Annotated in this window: 14 protein-coding genes; 7 read left to right on the forward strand and 7 right to left on the reverse strand. The window is 60.6% G+C overall.

Annotated features, from left to right (window positions below; all coding sequences use genetic code 11):
• Positions 1 to 20 precede the first annotated feature (20 nt).
• Both M2360_RS13575 and M2360_RS13580 read left to right on the forward strand, forming a co-directional pair.
• Complete coding sequence (locus tag M2360_RS13575; protein ID WP_280775710.1) at positions 21 to 434, forward strand: MbcA/ParS/Xre antitoxin family protein; 414 nt, start codon at positions 21 to 23, stop codon at positions 432 to 434.
• Positions 428 to 1,126 carry an RES family NAD+ phosphorylase gene (locus M2360_RS13580; protein ID WP_280775711.1) on the forward strand — a complete coding sequence of 233 codons (699 nt, stop codon included), beginning with the start codon at positions 428 to 430 and terminating at the stop codon, positions 1,124 to 1,126. The genes M2360_RS13575 and M2360_RS13580 overlap by 7 nt, the downstream gene beginning before the upstream one ends.
• Before the next feature lie 148 nt (positions 1,127 to 1,274).
• Here M2360_RS13580 and M2360_RS13585 read toward each other — a convergent pair whose 3' ends face one another.
• Entirely contained in the window at positions 1,275 to 2,201 is a 927-nt protein-coding gene (locus tag M2360_RS13585) for a manganese catalase family protein (protein ID WP_280775712.1), read from the reverse strand.
• Positions 2,202 to 2,411: 210 nt separating this feature from the next.
• Between M2360_RS13585 and M2360_RS13590 the strand changes: the two genes are divergently transcribed.
• On the forward strand, positions 2,412 to 4,451 hold the full coding sequence (locus M2360_RS13590; protein WP_280775713.1) for an ASKHA domain-containing protein: 2,040 nt from the start codon (positions 2,412 to 2,414) through the stop codon (positions 4,449 to 4,451).
• Positions 4,452 to 4,704: 253 nt separating this feature from the next.
• Here the strand turns inward: M2360_RS13590 and M2360_RS13595 are convergent, their stop codons facing one another.
• Positions 4,705 to 5,481: a hypothetical protein gene (locus tag M2360_RS13595; RefSeq protein WP_280775727.1), complete on the reverse strand. Its 777-nt coding sequence runs from the start codon at positions 5,479 to 5,481 to the stop codon at positions 4,705 to 4,707.
• Between M2360_RS13595 and M2360_RS13600 the strand changes: the two genes are divergently transcribed.
• A complete protein-coding gene (locus M2360_RS13600; RefSeq protein WP_280775729.1) occupies positions 5,390 to 5,683 on the forward strand; it encodes a hypothetical protein in 294 nt (97 codons plus the stop codon). The two genes, M2360_RS13595 and M2360_RS13600, sit on opposite strands and share 92 nt — an antisense overlap.
• Before the next feature lie 239 nt (positions 5,684 to 5,922).
• Here M2360_RS13600 and M2360_RS13605 read toward each other — a convergent pair whose 3' ends face one another.
• Together M2360_RS13605 and M2360_RS13610 are read right to left on the reverse strand one after the other, a co-directional pair.
• Positions 5,923 to 7,995, reverse strand: a complete 2,073-nt coding sequence (locus tag M2360_RS13605; protein WP_280775714.1) for a calcium-binding protein — start codon at positions 7,993 to 7,995, stop codon at positions 5,923 to 5,925.
• Between the two features lie 149 nt (positions 7,996 to 8,144).
• The gene (locus tag M2360_RS13610; RefSeq protein ID WP_280775715.1) at positions 8,145 to 9,059 is read right to left on the reverse strand and encodes a LysR family transcriptional regulator; all 915 of its coding nucleotides are present in this window, start codon (positions 9,057 to 9,059) and stop codon (positions 8,145 to 8,147) included.
• Between the two features lie 271 nt (positions 9,060 to 9,330).
• On the opposite strand from M2360_RS13610, the gene M2360_RS13615 reads away from it, so the two are divergent.
• From M2360_RS13615 to M2360_RS13625, 3 genes are all read left to right on the forward strand, one after another.
• The gene (locus M2360_RS13615; RefSeq protein WP_280775716.1) at positions 9,331 to 10,770 is read left to right on the forward strand and encodes a coniferyl aldehyde dehydrogenase; all 1,440 of its coding nucleotides are present in this window, start codon (positions 9,331 to 9,333) and stop codon (positions 10,768 to 10,770) included.
• 125 nt (positions 10,771 to 10,895) lie between these two features.
• The gene (locus M2360_RS13620; protein WP_280775717.1) at positions 10,896 to 11,096 is read left to right on the forward strand and encodes a hypothetical protein; all 201 of its coding nucleotides are present in this window, start codon (positions 10,896 to 10,898) and stop codon (positions 11,094 to 11,096) included.
• Between the two features lie 237 nt (positions 11,097 to 11,333).
• Entirely contained in the window at positions 11,334 to 12,380 is a 1,047-nt protein-coding gene (locus tag M2360_RS13625; protein ID WP_280775718.1) for a GlxA family transcriptional regulator, read from the forward strand.
• Between the two features lie 36 nt (positions 12,381 to 12,416).
• On the opposite strand, the gene M2360_RS13630 is transcribed toward M2360_RS13625, so the two are convergent.
• From M2360_RS13630 to M2360_RS13640, 3 genes are all read right to left on the reverse strand, one after another.
• A complete protein-coding gene (locus M2360_RS13630; protein WP_280775728.1) occupies positions 12,417 to 13,676 on the reverse strand; it encodes a diguanylate cyclase in 1,260 nt (419 codons plus the stop codon).
• 397 nt (positions 13,677 to 14,073) lie between these two features.
• A complete protein-coding gene (locus M2360_RS13635; protein WP_280775719.1) occupies positions 14,074 to 14,904 on the reverse strand; it encodes a response regulator in 831 nt (276 codons plus the stop codon).
• A gap of 225 nt (positions 14,905 to 15,129) precedes the next feature.
• Positions 15,130 to 15,444 (reverse strand): addiction module antidote protein, encoded by a 315-nt coding sequence (locus M2360_RS13640; RefSeq protein WP_280775720.1) that lies wholly within the window; start codon positions 15,442 to 15,444, stop codon positions 15,130 to 15,132.
• Positions 15,445 to 15,658: the final 214 nt, after the last annotated feature.

Here is a 15,658-nt window from a genome sequence, read left to right on the forward strand (position 1 = left end):
CGCCAGAAAGCGAGGATGCCATGCAACTCCAACGCATTTCAGCGACCCCTATTCAAAACGGATTGACCGAAATCTCCGACGAGGAAGCAGCCGCCCTCGCCCGGACGACGGTAAACCTCTTCAACGCCTGGAAGCTGACGGACGCGCAGTCCTGCATACTGCTCGGCGGACTGTCCCCGCGCACCTGGGCGCGATGGAAAGAAGGCAATGCGGGTCGCATCCCCCGGGACCTGAAGATGCGCATGGCGCATCTGATGGGCATCCACAAGGGACTGCGCCATCTCTTCAAGGATCCCGCGAGAGGCTATGACTGGATCAAGACCCCCAATGCGGCCTTTGGCGGCAAGTCGGCGCTGGACATCATGCTGGGCGGCGAACTGTCCGATCTAGCCGTGATGCGTGAATGGCTCGACGCCGAGCGAAGCGCATGGTGAGCGGCCTCGCTGTCCCCACGCGCATAGAATGGCCGAAAACCTACCGAATCATCCGATCGATCTATCCGCCGATCAATCTTTTTGAGGATATCGCCGATCCGCATGACTGGGAGCTCCTTGTCGCGGTGGAGGCAAAAACCAACCCGCGGATCCGGCACGAGGTCGGCGACCTCGGGAAGGTGCCGGCGCATCGTCGCGTAACGGGGATCGGCGCCAGCTATGTGATGGCCCCATTCGTCCATTGCTCGACAGCGCGCCCCGGACGCTTCACAGACGGGAGCTATGGCATTTACTATGCCGGCGAAAGCGAAGACGTCGCTCTGGCCGAAACGATCCATCATCATCAGCGCTTCATGCGTGCAACCTCTCAATCCCCGGGATGGACTTCGGACTTTCGGGTCCTGGTGGGTAGCATCGATCAAGTCCTTTATGACGTGAATGCCGTGCCTGACGTCCTGCATCCCGATGTTTACACCGCGTCGCATGTCGAGGGACGTGGGCTTCGGGCGCAGGGAAGCAACGGCCTCCTGTGGAACAGCGTCCGCATGACGGGTCAACGTTGTATTGGTGTCTTCTGGCCAGATGTCATCCCTATTCCCGTCCAGGGACGACACTACTGCTATCACTGGGACGGTGCGCGGGTGGATTTCGTCCGTCAGTATGACACCGGGACGATCCTGGCCGTTACCTGACTGGCGTGTGTCTCGCATATGGGGCATGCAGACCATGAGGTTTCGACAGCCGATCCGTCAGGAGCCTCACGTCGAAGCGCCCACTGAGCTCTCTTGAACATAAATTGAAGGAAAGCTCGGGGCGCCGAACACAGCGCCCCGTTCTCAGTTAGCGAGACTTTTTGTAAAGCTTCTCGGCGATCTCGAACATTTCCTCAGGCGCATAGTCGGGCGTAAAGGCCGAGGGAACGCCGACAAACTGATGGATCTTGCCGCCTTCCGGCATCCCGTCGACGACCTCAAGTTCGCCCGGCGGATCGCCCGGCAGCGCAACCTCGTCATTGCTCCAGATGCCGGCGATCTCCTTGTAGTCATTGGGGCTCCACGTATAGAGCCGGCGATGGGAGCCTTCATCCAGATATTTCTGGCATTCCGGGATCTTGTCGAGCGGGATGTTGGGCGTGGGCAGGAATTTCTTGACGTCAACGCCGGTTATCTTTTGCAGGGCAAGCGCATAGGCATGCGCATGGACGGATCCGCGCACAAGCAGATAGCCGCAGACTTCGCGGCCGGTCGGATCGGTGACCGTTTCATAAACCCGGAGCTTGTGAAGGCGCGCGCCGCATTCGAGATGGAAGTTATGCAGAAGATCAACGACGATATTGCCGGTCGTGGTGATGAAATCGTTGTTCCACGACGCTCCGTTGCTGTTGACCGGGGTCGCGCCGCCGCCATTTGAGAGGAAGGCGGCAGCCAGCCGAATGTCCTTCATGTCCTCGAAGGGCGCGCCGGAAATGTCCCCGCCATCGCCCGTGTCGCCGTCCGGAATTTCCGGCCCGTTGTTGAGCATGGCGACGCCGTTGCTGACGAGTTCCACATGGCCGAGTTCTTCGGCCGTGATGCTCGCCACGAGACTGTAGAACGGGCGCAGCTTTGATTTGGATCGAAAATTGAAGCTCTGGAACATGTAGTTTCCAAGCGTCGACATCTCGCCATATTTCCCGCCAAGCAGTTCCTGAAGCGCAGCGGCGGCATTCGGATCCGCGCGCTTCGGCGCAGGCAGCTCCGCCTGGAGCTGATCTATTCTCATGAACATGGACGTCCCTTTCGGTTGGTGGCCCCGTCCAACTGCGCGCTCTCCCGATCGTTCCTCGCCATTTCAGAGTTTGCCTGCCGCGCCTGCGACCAATTTTCCGCCCGGTGATCTTTTCATGTCGGGAATAGACAACTATCACAGCGTCATCGCGGGCATCCTGCTTGCGTGCCAGATCCATCCCCGTCCCTTGAAGACGCCGGAAAGACAATCATGACAGACGCATTCGAAAAAGATCCCCTCGTCCTCTTCATGCCCTCGGGCAAGCGCGGCCGGTTCCCGGTCGGAACGCCGGTTTTGGAGGCGGCGCGACAATTGGGGGTCTATGTCGAAAGCGTCTGCGGCGGACGCGCCACCTGCGGGCGCTGCCAGGTCGAGGTTCAGGAAGGCCATTTCGCCAAGCATGGCATTTCCTCATCCAACGATCACATCTCGCCCGTCGGTCCCAAGGAAGAACGCTACGACCGTGTGCGCGGCCTGCCCGAAGGCCGCCGCCTGTCCTGCTCGGCCACCGTGCAGGGCGATCTCGTCATCGACGTGCCGCAGGACACGGTGGTCAACGCCCAGGTGGTGCGCAAGGCAGCCTCTGATCGCGTCATCGAGCGTAACGCCGCAGTCCAGCTCTGTTATGTCGAGGTCGACGAGCCCGACATGCACAAGCCGCTCGGCGATCTCGACCGCATGAAGGTGATGCTTGAGAAGGATTGGGGCTGGAAGAATCTGCTGATCGCCAATCATCTCATTCCCGATGTCCAAAAGATCTTGCGCAAGGGCGAATGGGGCGTGACCGCCGCCATCCACCGCGACATGGATTCCTCGCGCCCCTTCATCGTCAGCCTGTGGCCGGGCTTGAAGAACGAGGCTTACGGCATCGCCTGCGATATCGGCTCGACCACCATCGCCATGCATCTGGTGTCGCTGCTGTCGGGCCGCATCGTCGCCTCCTCAGGCGCCTCCAATCCGCAGATCCGGTTTGGCGAGGATCTGATGAGCCGCGTCTCCTATGTGATGATGAATCCCGACGGACGCGAAGCCATGACCAAGGCCGTCCGCGAAGCCATCAACGATCTGATCGGCAAAGTCTGCGCCGAGGGCGAGGTCGATCGCCACGACATTCTCGATTGCGTCTTCGTCGCCAATCCGATCATGCATCACCTGTTTCTCGGCATCGACCCGACCGAGCTCGGCCAGGCGCCGTTTGCGCTGGCCGTTTCCGGCGCGCTGCAATATTGGGCCCACGAGATCGATCTCGATATCAACCGGGGCGCCCGCGTCTATATGCTGCCCTGCATCGCCGGCCATGTCGGCGCCGACGCCGCCGGCGCGACCCTGTCGGAAGGCCCCTACCGCCAGGACAAGATGATGCTGCTGGTCGATGTCGGCACCAATGCCGAAATCATCCTCGGCAATCGCGAGCGGGTCGTCGCAGCCTCCTCCCCCACCGGCCCGGCCTTCGAGGGCGCGGAAATCTCCGGCGGCCAGCGCGCCGCCCCCGGCGCGATTGAGCGCGTCCGCATCGATCCCGTGACGCTCGAGCCGAAATACCGCGTCATCGGCATCGAGAAATGGTCCGATGAAGAGGGCTTTGAGGAAGAGGCCGCCAAGATCGGCGTCACCGGCATTTGCGGCTCGGCCATCATCGAGGTCGTGGCTGAAATGTATCTCGCCGGCGTCATCTCGGAAGATGGCGTGGTCGATGGCGCAATGGCCGAGAAAAGCCCGCGCATCATCGCCAACAACCGCACCTTCTCCTATCTGCTGCGCGACGGCGAGCCCCGCATCACCGTGACGCAGAATGACATCCGCGCCATCCAGCTCGCCAAGGCCGCCCTTTACGCTGGCATCAAGCTGTTGATGGAGAAGCAGGGCGTCGACAAAGTCGACACCATCCGCTTTGCCGGCGCCTTCGGCTCGTTCATCGATCCGAAATACGCCATGGTGCTGGGCCTGATCCCCGATTGCGATCTTGCCGAAGTCAAGGCTGTCGGCAACGCCGCTGGCACCGGCGCGCTGATGGCGCTGCTCAACCGCGACCATCGCCGCGAAATCGAGCAGACGGTCACCCGCATCGACAAGATCGAGACCGCGCTCGAGCCGCACTTCCAGCAGCTGTTCATCGACGCCATGGCCATGCCCAACAAGGTCGATCCCTTCCCGGAACTCTCCAAGGTGGTGACCTTGCCCGAGAAGAAGGCCGTCAATCAGGATGGCGGCGAGGATGGCGGCCGCCGCAGACGCCGCAGCCGGGGCTGACGACGCGGTGCGGCCAGATGCAGGCTAGGCCGGCGCCACACGGCGGCTCCACCGTGCTGGCGGCGGCCTGGCGCAGGCCATGCTTTCGATGATCAAGCGAAGAGGGGTTCCCCTTTAGACACGACTGTCGGGAACCGCATAATGCATTGTCAGCGATACTCGGCGCCACCGCTTATGGCTGCGGGCAGAACAAGGTCGAGCTGCGGCCGTGCAATCAAAAGGCGACGTGGCGCCCTAAGAGCGGCGCGGCAAATCATTTGACCTGAATGTGAATATGATCGTCGTGGCGAGCAGCGCGGCAGCCCTGAAAGCGGATCGCGCCGCCCTCCACTCCAAGCGCTTTCTTGAGGTGCGGCTCGACAAAGACCTTCTCCAAACCGAACCGTTCGACGCCCTCGGTGGTTAGCCATTCGAGACTGAAGGCCGTGCGCTTTTCCTCAATATGGTAGGCGGGAAAGAACGGTTGGAGCCAATCGAAATTCCATCGCGTGGTCAGGATGTCGCGCCGTCCGTCACAAGGCTGCTCGTCGTCCGAAGACGGCTGCTCGAACGCGAAGTAGCCGATAGGCGATCGTGTCGCCCGGTTGACGAAGTTGCCGCTGGAATCCTTGTAAAAGAAGGCAATATCGAGTTTGCGTCCATCCGCATGGGAAAGATGCGGCAGCAACGGAAACCCGTCCCAAAAGGGGAAGTTGCCGTCCAGCACGACTGTGGTTGTGCCGGGAAACCGTTGGTCTACTTGATCAGCGAGCGCCGAAACCAGAGTGAGCATGGAAGGCGTCACATAGTTGCGGTTCAGCATGCAATACATCGCCGACCGCACCGCGACATTGCCTGCGCCGTCCCCAAGGCACGAAATAGGAACCCGCCCGAAACTCGGCGCGATGATATTGGCTGAAACCGTGGCGACTGCATAAAAGGCAATAAAGACGGAAAATTTGGCGAACCAGCTCCGCATCCTCATCCGCGATGCAGCGATTGACGACATCAGATACGCCAATCCTCCAATCTGCGTCAAAGCAGTCAGCAAGATGAAAATGAAAAACTGGCAAAAGCGGCGGAGCCAATTCATCGACCCGAATAACCCTGACCGTTTTAAAAATCGCATTTACGAGCCCAACCGCGCAATAGCGGTATACGCTTTCCTGAATATTCCAGAAGTCGACATGCGAGCGCGGCGCCTTTTAATGGCAAAGCGGGACGGCCAGCGTGGTCTCGCGGCAGCCGCCTGACGTCAATCAGCAGCCCGACCCCGTTCTAAAGATAACGGCGGTCGCATCCCGGGCGCCTTGTGACAGACGGATGCGGTCTCGTCCAGCATGAATTGCGCGCGTTCTTGCAATCACCGTTGAGATCTCCAACGCCAGCGCAGCGCAAAGCCGCCGGGCAACGCTCCGAACGCGGCTATCGCTGAACGACGAACTCCCCGACCGACGCCGGGGAGCCCTGATATCCAGATTGCGCCCGAGCTTTAGAGCAGCAGGATGTCGTTGAAGTCGAAGCCCTGCAGCTTCTTGCCGATGAAGGCGATCGCATCGGCGGCGTCGCCGCCCTTGCCGTCGTCGTCATAAGACAGGATGCCGGTCTTGGAATTGTAGATGATGGCGGCCTCGTCGGCGATTTTGGCTGCGGAGCCCGCAACGAAATCGGACGCGACCAGATGGCCGGAGGTGCGGGCGAGCCCGGTGAACACCGAGCGATCGAGCGCGACGGCGTCATTGCCGTCGAAATCCAGCACCCGGTCGGAATTGTCGACCCCATAGGCGGCGAAGTGGAACACATCGCTGCCGCCTTCGCCATAGAGCTTGTCATTGCCGAGGCCCGCATGGATGTCGTTCGAGCCGCTGCTGCCGCGCAGCGCATTGTCGAGATCATTGTCGAAGATGTCGACAGCGACCTTGCCCTGCAGATCGACATTCTCGACATTGGCGTAATCGTCGAGATTGATGGTGAGTTTGGTGATGATCGTGTCGACGCCGGCGCCGCTGTCTTCGAGGATGACGTCGCCATCGGCATTGGTCAACTGATAGGTGTCGTTGCCGGCGCCGCCTTGCAACGTGTCGTCGCCGAGACCGCCATTCAGCGTATCCTTGCCTTCTCCGCCGAGAAGCGCGTCATTGTCAGCGCCGCCGAAAATGGTGTCCGCGCCCGCGCCGCCCTGAAGCGTGTCAGCGCTGGCCGAGCCGGTCAGCGTGTCGGCCAGTGTCCCGCCCACGACGATCTCGAAGCCCGAAATCGCATCGATCGCGGTTGCCGCGCCCGTGGCGAGATTGACTGTCACTGCGCCCGTGTAGCCGCTATAGTCGAGAGTGTCAGCGCCGTCGCCGCCGGTGACGCTTCCTTCGACCAGAGCATGATCACCGGTCATAGCAAACAGATTGTCGCCTGCGCCGAAGATCACCGCCATGCCATTGCCGCCGGTGATCGTGCCGGAATTGCTGATCGTGTCGTCGAGATCGCTGATGATCTGGATGCCGGTATCCTCGACGCCGGTGATCGAACCTTCGTTGACGATTTCGGTGAGGTAGAAGGCGTTGCCCTTGGAACTGTCGTCGATCAGGATGCCGAGGCCGAGACCGCTGATCGTCGCGCCTTCATAATTGGTGATGGAGCCGCCGCCGGCCGCAATGCCTTCGGACGTGTTCTCATAGCCATCCGAACCATTGCCATTCGCGCCCAGGCCCTGAATCACCCCATAATTGAGGATCGTCGCCTGAAAGTCGATGTCGACGCCATCGCCGTCGCCGTCATCGATTCCATCGGCGACTTCCCCTTCGGGGCCGTTGATGTCGACGCCTGCGGTGAAATTGCCGCTGATCACCCCATGATTGGTGACGGTGGCCGAACCGTCCGAACCCACGCCCGAACCGTTGCTGCCGGTGATTTCGGCGCCTTCGGCATTGTCGACGGTGATCACGGTGTCTTCATCGGCATTGACGCCGTGGCGGTCGCCAAGGATGACGCCGGCCAGATTGTTGACCGAGCCGGACGAGCCTTCCTCGAACTGGACGCCATCGGCGTTTTCGATCAGATCGTCGCCGCTGCCGCCATAGATCGTGCCGGAATTGTCGATGTCGCCGACGCCGCCGATGCGGACGCCGTCATTGACTGCGCCGAGAATATTGCCGCTGTTGACGATGGCGGCGATGAAATCCGTAGTCCCGCCCGCGAAATCGATCGCCTGGCCGCTGGCGGATTCGATATCGCCGGTGTTGGTGATGGTCACCTGCCCCGCTGTCACCGCGCCGGACTGGATCTGGATCGCGTCGTCATCGCTTTCAATCTGGCCATTGTTTTCGATCGTGGCGACGAGCGTCGCGCCGACCGATGACTCGAAGCGGATGGCGCGGCCTTCGTCCGCAGTGTTCTCGATCAGCCCGTTATTGACGATCGACGCGCCGTCGGTCGCGCCGTTGAAGCGCACGGTCTGCGAACTTTCGGAGACGCTGAACACGCCGCCGGCATCGACAGTCAAAATGTCTTCTCCTGACATGCTGAGGCGAGCGGCAAGGGTCGTGGAGGCGGCAACAGTGGTGGTGGTCATCGTATACCTATATGTTAAGCAAGGGTTAACTAGGGAAACGATGGTGATGTAGGCAGACTGGATGACAGCTTGATGACTATCAGCGTCGCGGAACTGTCCAAACATGAACGCCGCGCGGACTCATGGAGCCGATTGCGACGCGGCCCTGCTCAGGCCGCGGCGGCCGTTGCTCTTTCCACGCCGCGATTTGCGAGCGTCATCCGGATATAGTCGGCGACGGCCTTGACCGGCGCCGATGGCTCCTCGCCCACCGCCAGCCCGATATCGTAATGGCCCATATTCGGAAGCCCCTCCGCCTCGCCGAGCACGGTCATGTCGCTCTGCACCATGAAGCGCGCAAGCGGCGCGATGGCGAGATCGGCCTGAATGGCGGCGAGTTGCCCCATGTGATGGCCGCAGAAATAGGCGACGCGGAAGTGCCGACCGGAACGGGTCAATTCCTCGATGGCGCGCTTGCGCCAGATGCAGCCCTCATCCCACACCGACAAAGGCAGCGGCTCGCGCAGATGCGCCTGGCCGTTCTTCTTGCCAACCCAGACCAGTTGCTCGGTCATCACCCGCTCGGCGGGATTGGGCGAAATGCTCGGGTCGAGAAAATTGAACAGCGTCAGATCCAGCTTGCCTTCCGCCACCGCCCGTTTCAGCGGTACAGAATTGTCGATCATGACGTCGACGGCGAGCGACGGAAACATTTCCGCGAAATGACGCAGGACCGCCGGCAGCATCAATGTGCCGATGTCGTCCGGCGAACCAAGCCGAACCACGCCCGCCATATCAGGCGTGACAAAACGCGACACGACTTCGTTGTTCATCGCCAGCATCCGCCTGGCGTAGCCGAGCAGGATCTCGCCGTTATGGGTGAGCGACACCGAACGCGCGTCACGACGAAACAGGCTGACGGCGAGTTGTTCTTCCAGCTTCTTGATTTGCATGGACACGGCCGATGGCGTCCGAAACACCCGTTCGGCGGCGGTGGTGAAATTGCCGGTGTCGGCGATCGCCACGAAGGTCTTGAGAATATCGAGTTCGAGCGTGGGAAGGCTGGAGGCGATCGGCGAGACCATCGGTTTAATCCTTCAGAAAACCTGACAAATGAAGTCGCTTCATCGCGTTTCATTGAACCTGAAATCCGGGTTTTCGTCAATCCCTTGTTGGATCCCCCATCTTGACGGCGGCGAAATTGGCTGAGCAATTCCCCATAGCGGCGATTTTTCCGCGACGGCGCCCGCCGGCATTGACGAAACCCGCCTTTGCCGCGCAAATACTGACACATGATCAGATTTTGAACCATGCGCCGCAGAGGATCGACGCAATTGAGAACCGGGAGGAGACGACATGACGATCCAGCAAGATAGGCCGCAGGCCGACGACGCCACGCAGGTGCTTGCCCTCACCACCCTGCTGGCCCGGCAGCAGGCGGCTTATCGGGCGGAGATGACGCCGTCGCTCGGCGCACGCCGCGATCGGCTCGACCGGCTCGAAGCCATGCTCATTGCCCATCAGGACGAATTTGCCCGCGCCATCGACGCCGATTTCGGCCGCCGCGACGCCGTCGTCACCGGCCTTACCGAAACCATGACCGTGCGCGCCGCCATCCGCCATGCCCGGCGTCACCTGAAATCCTGGATGAAGCCGAAACGGGTCGGCGTCTCCTGGGCGTTCCAGCCTGGCCAGGCCAGGATCCAGCCACAGCCGCTCGGCGTCGTCGGCATCATCGCCCCGTGGAACTATCCGCTCCAACTCCTGTTGAACCCGCTGGTCGGCGCGCTGGCGGCCGGCAACCGCGCCATGCTGAAACCGTCTGAATACACGCCCGTCTTCGGCGAGGCGCTCCGCCGGGCGGTCGCAGGCGTTTTCCGGGAGGACGAGGTCGCCGTCGTCACCGGCGGAGCGGAGGTGGCCACAGCCTTCACCGCCCTGCCCTTCGATCACCTGATCTTCACAGGCTCGACCAGCGTCGGCCGTAAAGTCGCCGAAGCCGCTGGCCGCAACCTGACGCCGGTCACGCTCGAACTCGGCGGCAAGTCTCCCGCCATCATCGACAATTCGGCCGACATGAAACTGACGGCAAGCCGGCTGGCCTGGGGCAAACTGCTGAATTCCGGCCAGACCTGTGTCGCCCCTGATTATGTGCTGACCCCGCGCAACCGCCTTTCGGAAACGGTCGAGGCGCTGAAGGCGGCGATGCTGACCCAATATCCAAGCTTTGCCGGCAATCCCGATTACACCAGCATCATCGCGCCGCGCCATTACGAACGTCTGAAGCGCCTTGCGGCAGAAGCCGGGCAAGCCGGCGCCGAGGTGATCTGGTTGGGCGAACCCGACGACGCCAACCGCGTTCTGCCCCCCGCCCTGATTTTGGGCGCGACGCCCGACATGGCGGTCATGCGGGAAGAAATCTTTGGCCCGCTTCTTCCCGTACTGCCCTATGATGGCGTCGACGAGGCAATCGCGCGGGTCAATGACGGCGACCGCCCGCTGGCCCTCTACTGGTTCGGCGCAGACGCCGGCGCCCGCGAAAAGATCCTGGAAAACACCATCTCCGGCGGCGTCACCATCAATGACGTGATCCTGCATCTCGCCCAGGACGGCCTGCCCTTCGGCGGCGTCGGCGCGTCGGGTTACGGCCATTATCATGGCGAACACGGCTTCCGGGCGCTCAGCAAGGAAAAGCCGGTGTTCATCCAGTCGCGCTTTTCGGCGGGCGGGCTGCTTTATCCGCCCTATGGCGCCCTGGCCCGGCGAATGCTCGAAATTCTCAAACGATTTTCGTAAGCGCCACCCGAACTCCAGCGCGACGCTTCAATAATCCTGATGCCAAGGTTCACACATATTCGTTTGTCTTATGGGTGAGCCGGCGCGATACTCCAACCGTCAGCAAAGCGGAAAGGAGCTTTATCATGGCATTGTTCAGTCTCGACGCCGGTCACACCGGCTCTCGCAGCCTATTGGGGTCTTATCTCAGCCCCGTCACCACTCTTCTCGGCGGCCTTGCGAGCCGTTGGCGCGCTTATCGCGATTTGCAGGCGCTCGACCATGTTCCCTTCGACGTCATGAAGGATGTGGGTTTTCCGGGCGCGGAGCGAATGAATGAAAAGTGACGCCGCATGCCAGCATCGATATTGGGGATCCGGAAGCAAAACCGGATCCCTTTTTCTTTTGGAGAAACCAATTTTCCTGTCGTGAATTTTCTGACCGTCGGCGCGAATATTTGCGTCGAAACATGGAACAAAAGATCCCTGCCGCAAAAAAGATAAAAACTGTCGCCCAAAGGCTATTGCAAAGTGACGCATTCAGACCACTTTGTTTCTCAGCGACAGACGAGGATTGACCCTGCCATGCGGCCCGAAAGCTACTCCGTTACCAAGAAGACCCAGCAGGTGAAGCGGACGATCGTCTTCTTCCTCGTGCCCAATTTCACCATGCTGCCCTTCTCCGCCGCCGTGGAGACGCTGCGCATCGCCAACCGCATGCTGGGCTATGAGGCCTATCAGTGGCGGCTCTGTTCGGTGGATGGACAGAAGGTTTACTCCTCCTCCGGCATCGGGCTGGAAGCCAAGACGTCGCTGATGGACGAGCGCAAGAACCTGACCGGCGAGGCCCGGCCCAATATGGTGCTGATCTGTTCGGGCATCTATGTCGAGGATTTCCGCAACAAGTCGGTCAACGCCTATCTGCGCGAAGTGTTCAATCGCGGCATCGCGGTCGGCAGCCTGTGCACCGGCGCGCATGTGCTGGCCCAGGCGGGTCTGCTCAACAACAAGCGCTGCGCCATTCACTGGGAAAACCTGCCGGGCTTCGCAGAGGCCTTCCCGCAGGCGGACGTTCATGCCGACCTGTTCGAAATCGACGGCAATGTCTATACCTGCGCGGGCGGCACCGCCTCGCTGGACATGATGCTCTATTTCATCCGTGAGGATTTCGGCGACAATCTCGTCAACCGTGTCTGCGAACAGCATCTGACCGATCGCGTCCGCTCGGCCACCGACCGCCAGCGCCTACCCTTGCGCGCCCGCCTCGGCGTGCAGAATTCCAAGGTGCTTTCAATCATCGAGATCATGGAAAACAATCTCGCCGAACCGCTGTCGCTGGTCGACATCGCCGACAAAGCCGGCCTGTCGCGCCGTCAGATCGAGCGTTTGTTCCGCCAGGAAATGGGCCGTTCGCCGGCGCGCTATTATCTGGAAATCCGGCTTGATCGCGCTCGGCACCTGCTGGTGCAGTCGTCGATGCCGGTCGTCGAAGTCGCCGTCGCCTGCGGCTTCGTCTCGGCGTCGCATTTTTCGAAATGCTATCGCGAACTCTATGGCCGCTCGCCGCAGCAGGAACGCGCCGACCGCAAGCAACTCGCGACCATGCCCAGCGTCAACGGCGCTGTCATGTGACGTCTGGCGGCGGTCGATGGCAATCGGCCGCCCGGCTCAGGCCACCGCCATGCGCGCGACCTGACAGTCGGAAAACACCCGGTCGCGGCCGGAATTCTTGGCCAGATAGAGATATTGGTCGGCGGCGTTGAGATAGTTGTCGAAGCTTTCCTCGTCGGTGATCGCCGCAAGGCCTATCGACACAGTGACGGAGATTTCCTCGTCGCCGACGACGATGCGGATGTCGCCGATATCCTGCCTCAGCTTTTCGCAGCAGTCGAGCGCCTGCTGCATTTCCACCCCGACCAGCAGCACGCCGAATTCCTCGCCGCCGAGCCGCGCCGCCATATGCGGCGTGTTGGACACATGGTGCAAAAGACGCTTCGCCACGGCCTTCAGCACCACATCGCCCACCTCATGGCCATAGGTGTCGTTCAGGCGCTTGAAATGGTCGATGTCCATCAGTCCCATGGCCAGCGCCTGGCCCTGGCGCAGCCCCGTCTCGACAAGTTTTGGACCGCGATCGTAAAAATAGCGCCGGTTGTAGAGGTCGGTCAGATAGTCGCGCGACGCCATTCGCCGCAGCGAATGAATATGCGCCTGCAGCGCCAGCATGTGATCGATGCGGCCGAGCAGTTCCGAAGCAGTGACGGGCAGATGGACGAAATCATCGCCGCCGGAGCGGAAAAACTCCGCCACGTCGCCATCGCGCGGTTGGGTCGAATAGCCGATGATCCGAAGTCGATCCTGGTGATAGCGCTGTTGCACGCGATCGATGAAAACCGCGCAGTCGGCCATGCCGGCATCCGCATCGATCAGCGCAAGTTGCACGCCCTCTGAATGATCGAGAATGCGCATGGCTTCGCTTTCGCGCGCCGCGACGATGAAGGGATGCGCGCCCCCACTCAAACTTTCCAGCAGCGGCGAGCGCGCGCCGCGCGCGTCATAGACCAGAATGGATGCGGACGCGTAGGACAAAAAACGCTCGACGGCGCGCATCAGGAGATCGATCGACCCCGCCGAGCATTTGGCGACATAATCCACCACGTCCCTGGACAACAGTTCCTCGCGTTTGCGATCACTGGAAATCCCGCTGAACACGATCGAGGGAATGCCGCGGCTCATGACGAAATCCAGCGCCTCGCCATTGGCGGCGTCGGCCTGGCAAAGATCGAGAATGGCGAGGTCGAACCCGTCGCCTTCTTCTTCGACCAATCGCATGACGCCGGCAAAGGTCTGGCTGTGATAAACATCGCTGTTGAGACGACGCTCAAGGCGCTCGCGGATCGCGATGGAATAAAAACGGGTGTCCTCCACCAACAAAATACGGCCGGACCGCTTTGTTGCCGCGCTTCCTGCGCTTCGTGCCGGATCCCACAACAATGACTGGGCCCATCCCCTAAAAAACGACCAATATCAGCCGCAATTGCAAATGCCGGGCTGCTTGCGGATCTGCATCCACAAATTGCGCCGATCACTTCATCATATGGTTGAAATATGAGCGGTCATCTCTTAACGCTACGTTAAGCGCCTCGGGCGACCCGCTGGAAATACGAGCTTTTCCGCGAATGCCACCAAAAATGATCAGAGAAAACACAATTTATAGGGGAGGCGCAACACCGGGGCCGCCGCGAGTTTATTTAATCATCAATAATACAGGCGATCAACGACCGGATCGGGTCTCCGTTCCGGTCCTCGATGCCGATATCGTGGATCAGGCGCGCTTCTTGCGCTCCAGCATGAAGCGCATCTGTGCGAGCGTATCGAGGTTCTGGTTGACGCGGCAGTAGAACTCTTCGTCAATGAAGGGGCGCAGCATGAAGTCGTTGCCGCCGGCCTTCAGGAAGCGGGCGGACAGCAGCCGGTCGGTGGACGAGGACACGCCGATGATGCGGATCTCGTTGGAACCGATATGTGAGCGAATCCGCCGCGTCAGTTCGAAACCGTCGATATCGGGCATGTTGTAGTCGGTGATGACGAGATTGATGTCGCGATTGGCTTTGAGGATTTCCAGCGCCTTCTGGCCGCAGTCGGCGACGCTGACCTTGAAATTGTAGCGCTTGAGACGGGTTGTGAGAAGCGCGCGCGCCGTCTGGCTGTCGTCGACGATCAGCACATGATGATGGTGATTGGTCAGAAACCGGCAGGCGGCCTCGACCAGCATGTCAACGGCGAAGACGCTGTCTTTGAGGATATAGTCGACGATCTGGTTGGCGAGCAGCTTGTCGCGCGTGGCGTCCTGCAATGTGCCGGTGAAGACAATGGTGGGAATGCCGACATCGACGAGATAGTTCAGCGCCTCGCCCTTTTCCGCCCCAGGCAGGTTCATGTTGGAGATCGCCAGCAGGATTTCCTCATCCGACGTCTCGTTGGCCTTCTGCATCTCCTCGAAATCGCGGCAGATTTCGACGTCGATCTCGAGCAACTCCTTCATCCGCTGCTTGATCATCGACGTAAACACCGCCGAGTCCTCGGCAACGATCACGCGGCTGCCCTTCAACGACACGCCGGAATAGTGCATTCCGGAAACACCCAGGAAATCCATAAAAGCCCCTTGTTTGGATAGCGCCCCTCTAAAACTGTCTAACAGCAAGCTTTTGACATTCGGTTAAGCAACGGCTGATGCACGGCGCGCGGGAGCTCGATTTGGCGCATAGGGATGGTTGTCGTGGATTTAACGTTACTGGCGGGTTATCGCCGGAGGGAGAGCGGCAAAAGCGGGGCGCAAGCTTATGTAGAGTAGCGAGATATAATAGCCGGCGCGCGACGCCTACCCCTCTTCCCCGTCAGCCCCCTTGATCGGCAGCGCCGAGAGCTTCAACCCCATCGCCTTCATCAGCTTGAGAATGGTCGAAAATTCCGAATTGCCATTGTCGCCCAGCGCCTTGGTGAGGCTTTCGCGACCGAGACCGGCCTCCTCGGCCACCGCCGCCATGCCGAGCGATCGAGCGACCGTGTTGAGCGCCCGGCGGATTTCGGCGGCATCGCCTTCTTCCAGCGCCAAGGCCAGATAGTCGGCGCGCGCCTCGGCGCTGCCGAGATAATCGGCGGCGTCGAAACGGGGAAGATCTTTAATGGAGGTCATCGGGCCAGTCCTTCGATTCATGCGCCAGGCGCTTGGCGAGCATGAGATACATTCCGCCAAATGTAATTTGTTGCTACAACTCAGCAACCAAAAATAGCAGAAAACTCCATCAAACTCATAAGTCATGACCTCCACCAAAGGTGGAGGTTTGAAACGCTGCGCTTGAACCGCTAGAAGCGGTTTTGCTATGTCTTAGTAGCTACGGTTAAAGAGG

This window comes from Rhizobium sp. SG_E_25_P2 (assembly GCF_029892285.1).
Classification (GTDB): domain Bacteria; phylum Pseudomonadota; class Alphaproteobacteria; order Rhizobiales; family Rhizobiaceae; genus Rhizobium_E.

Excerpts from the sequence above, each read along its gene's own strand:
- M2360_RS13615 (WP_280775716.1), top strand. The coding sequence starts at position 9,331 with ATGACGATCCAGCAAGATAGGCCGCAGGCCGACGACGCCACGCAGGTG.
- M2360_RS13610 (WP_280775715.1), bottom strand. The coding sequence starts at position 9,059 with ATGGTCTCGCCGATCGCCTCCAGCCTTCCCACGCTCGAACTCGATATT.
- M2360_RS13585 (WP_280775712.1), bottom strand. The coding sequence starts at position 2,201 with ATGTTCATGAGAATAGATCAGCTCCAGGCGGAGCTGCCTGCGCCGAAG.
- M2360_RS13605 (WP_280775714.1), bottom strand. The coding sequence starts at position 7,995 with ATGACCACCACCACTGTTGCCGCCTCCACGACCCTTGCCGCTCGCCTC.
- M2360_RS13640 (WP_280775720.1), bottom strand. The coding sequence starts at position 15,444 with ATGACCTCCATTAAAGATCTTCCCCGTTTCGACGCCGCCGATTATCTC.
- M2360_RS13625 (WP_280775718.1), top strand. The coding sequence starts at position 11,334 with ATGCGGCCCGAAAGCTACTCCGTTACCAAGAAGACCCAGCAGGTGAAG.
- M2360_RS13635 (WP_280775719.1), bottom strand. The coding sequence starts at position 14,904 with ATGGATTTCCTGGGTGTTTCCGGAATGCACTATTCCGGCGTGTCGTTG.
- M2360_RS13580 (WP_280775711.1), top strand. The coding sequence starts at position 428 with ATGGTGAGCGGCCTCGCTGTCCCCACGCGCATAGAATGGCCGAAAACC.
- M2360_RS13575 (WP_280775710.1), top strand. The coding sequence starts at position 21 with ATGCAACTCCAACGCATTTCAGCGACCCCTATTCAAAACGGATTGACC.
- M2360_RS13590 (WP_280775713.1), top strand. The coding sequence starts at position 2,412 with ATGACAGACGCATTCGAAAAAGATCCCCTCGTCCTCTTCATGCCCTCG.
- M2360_RS13620 (WP_280775717.1), top strand. The coding sequence starts at position 10,896 with ATGGCATTGTTCAGTCTCGACGCCGGTCACACCGGCTCTCGCAGCCTA.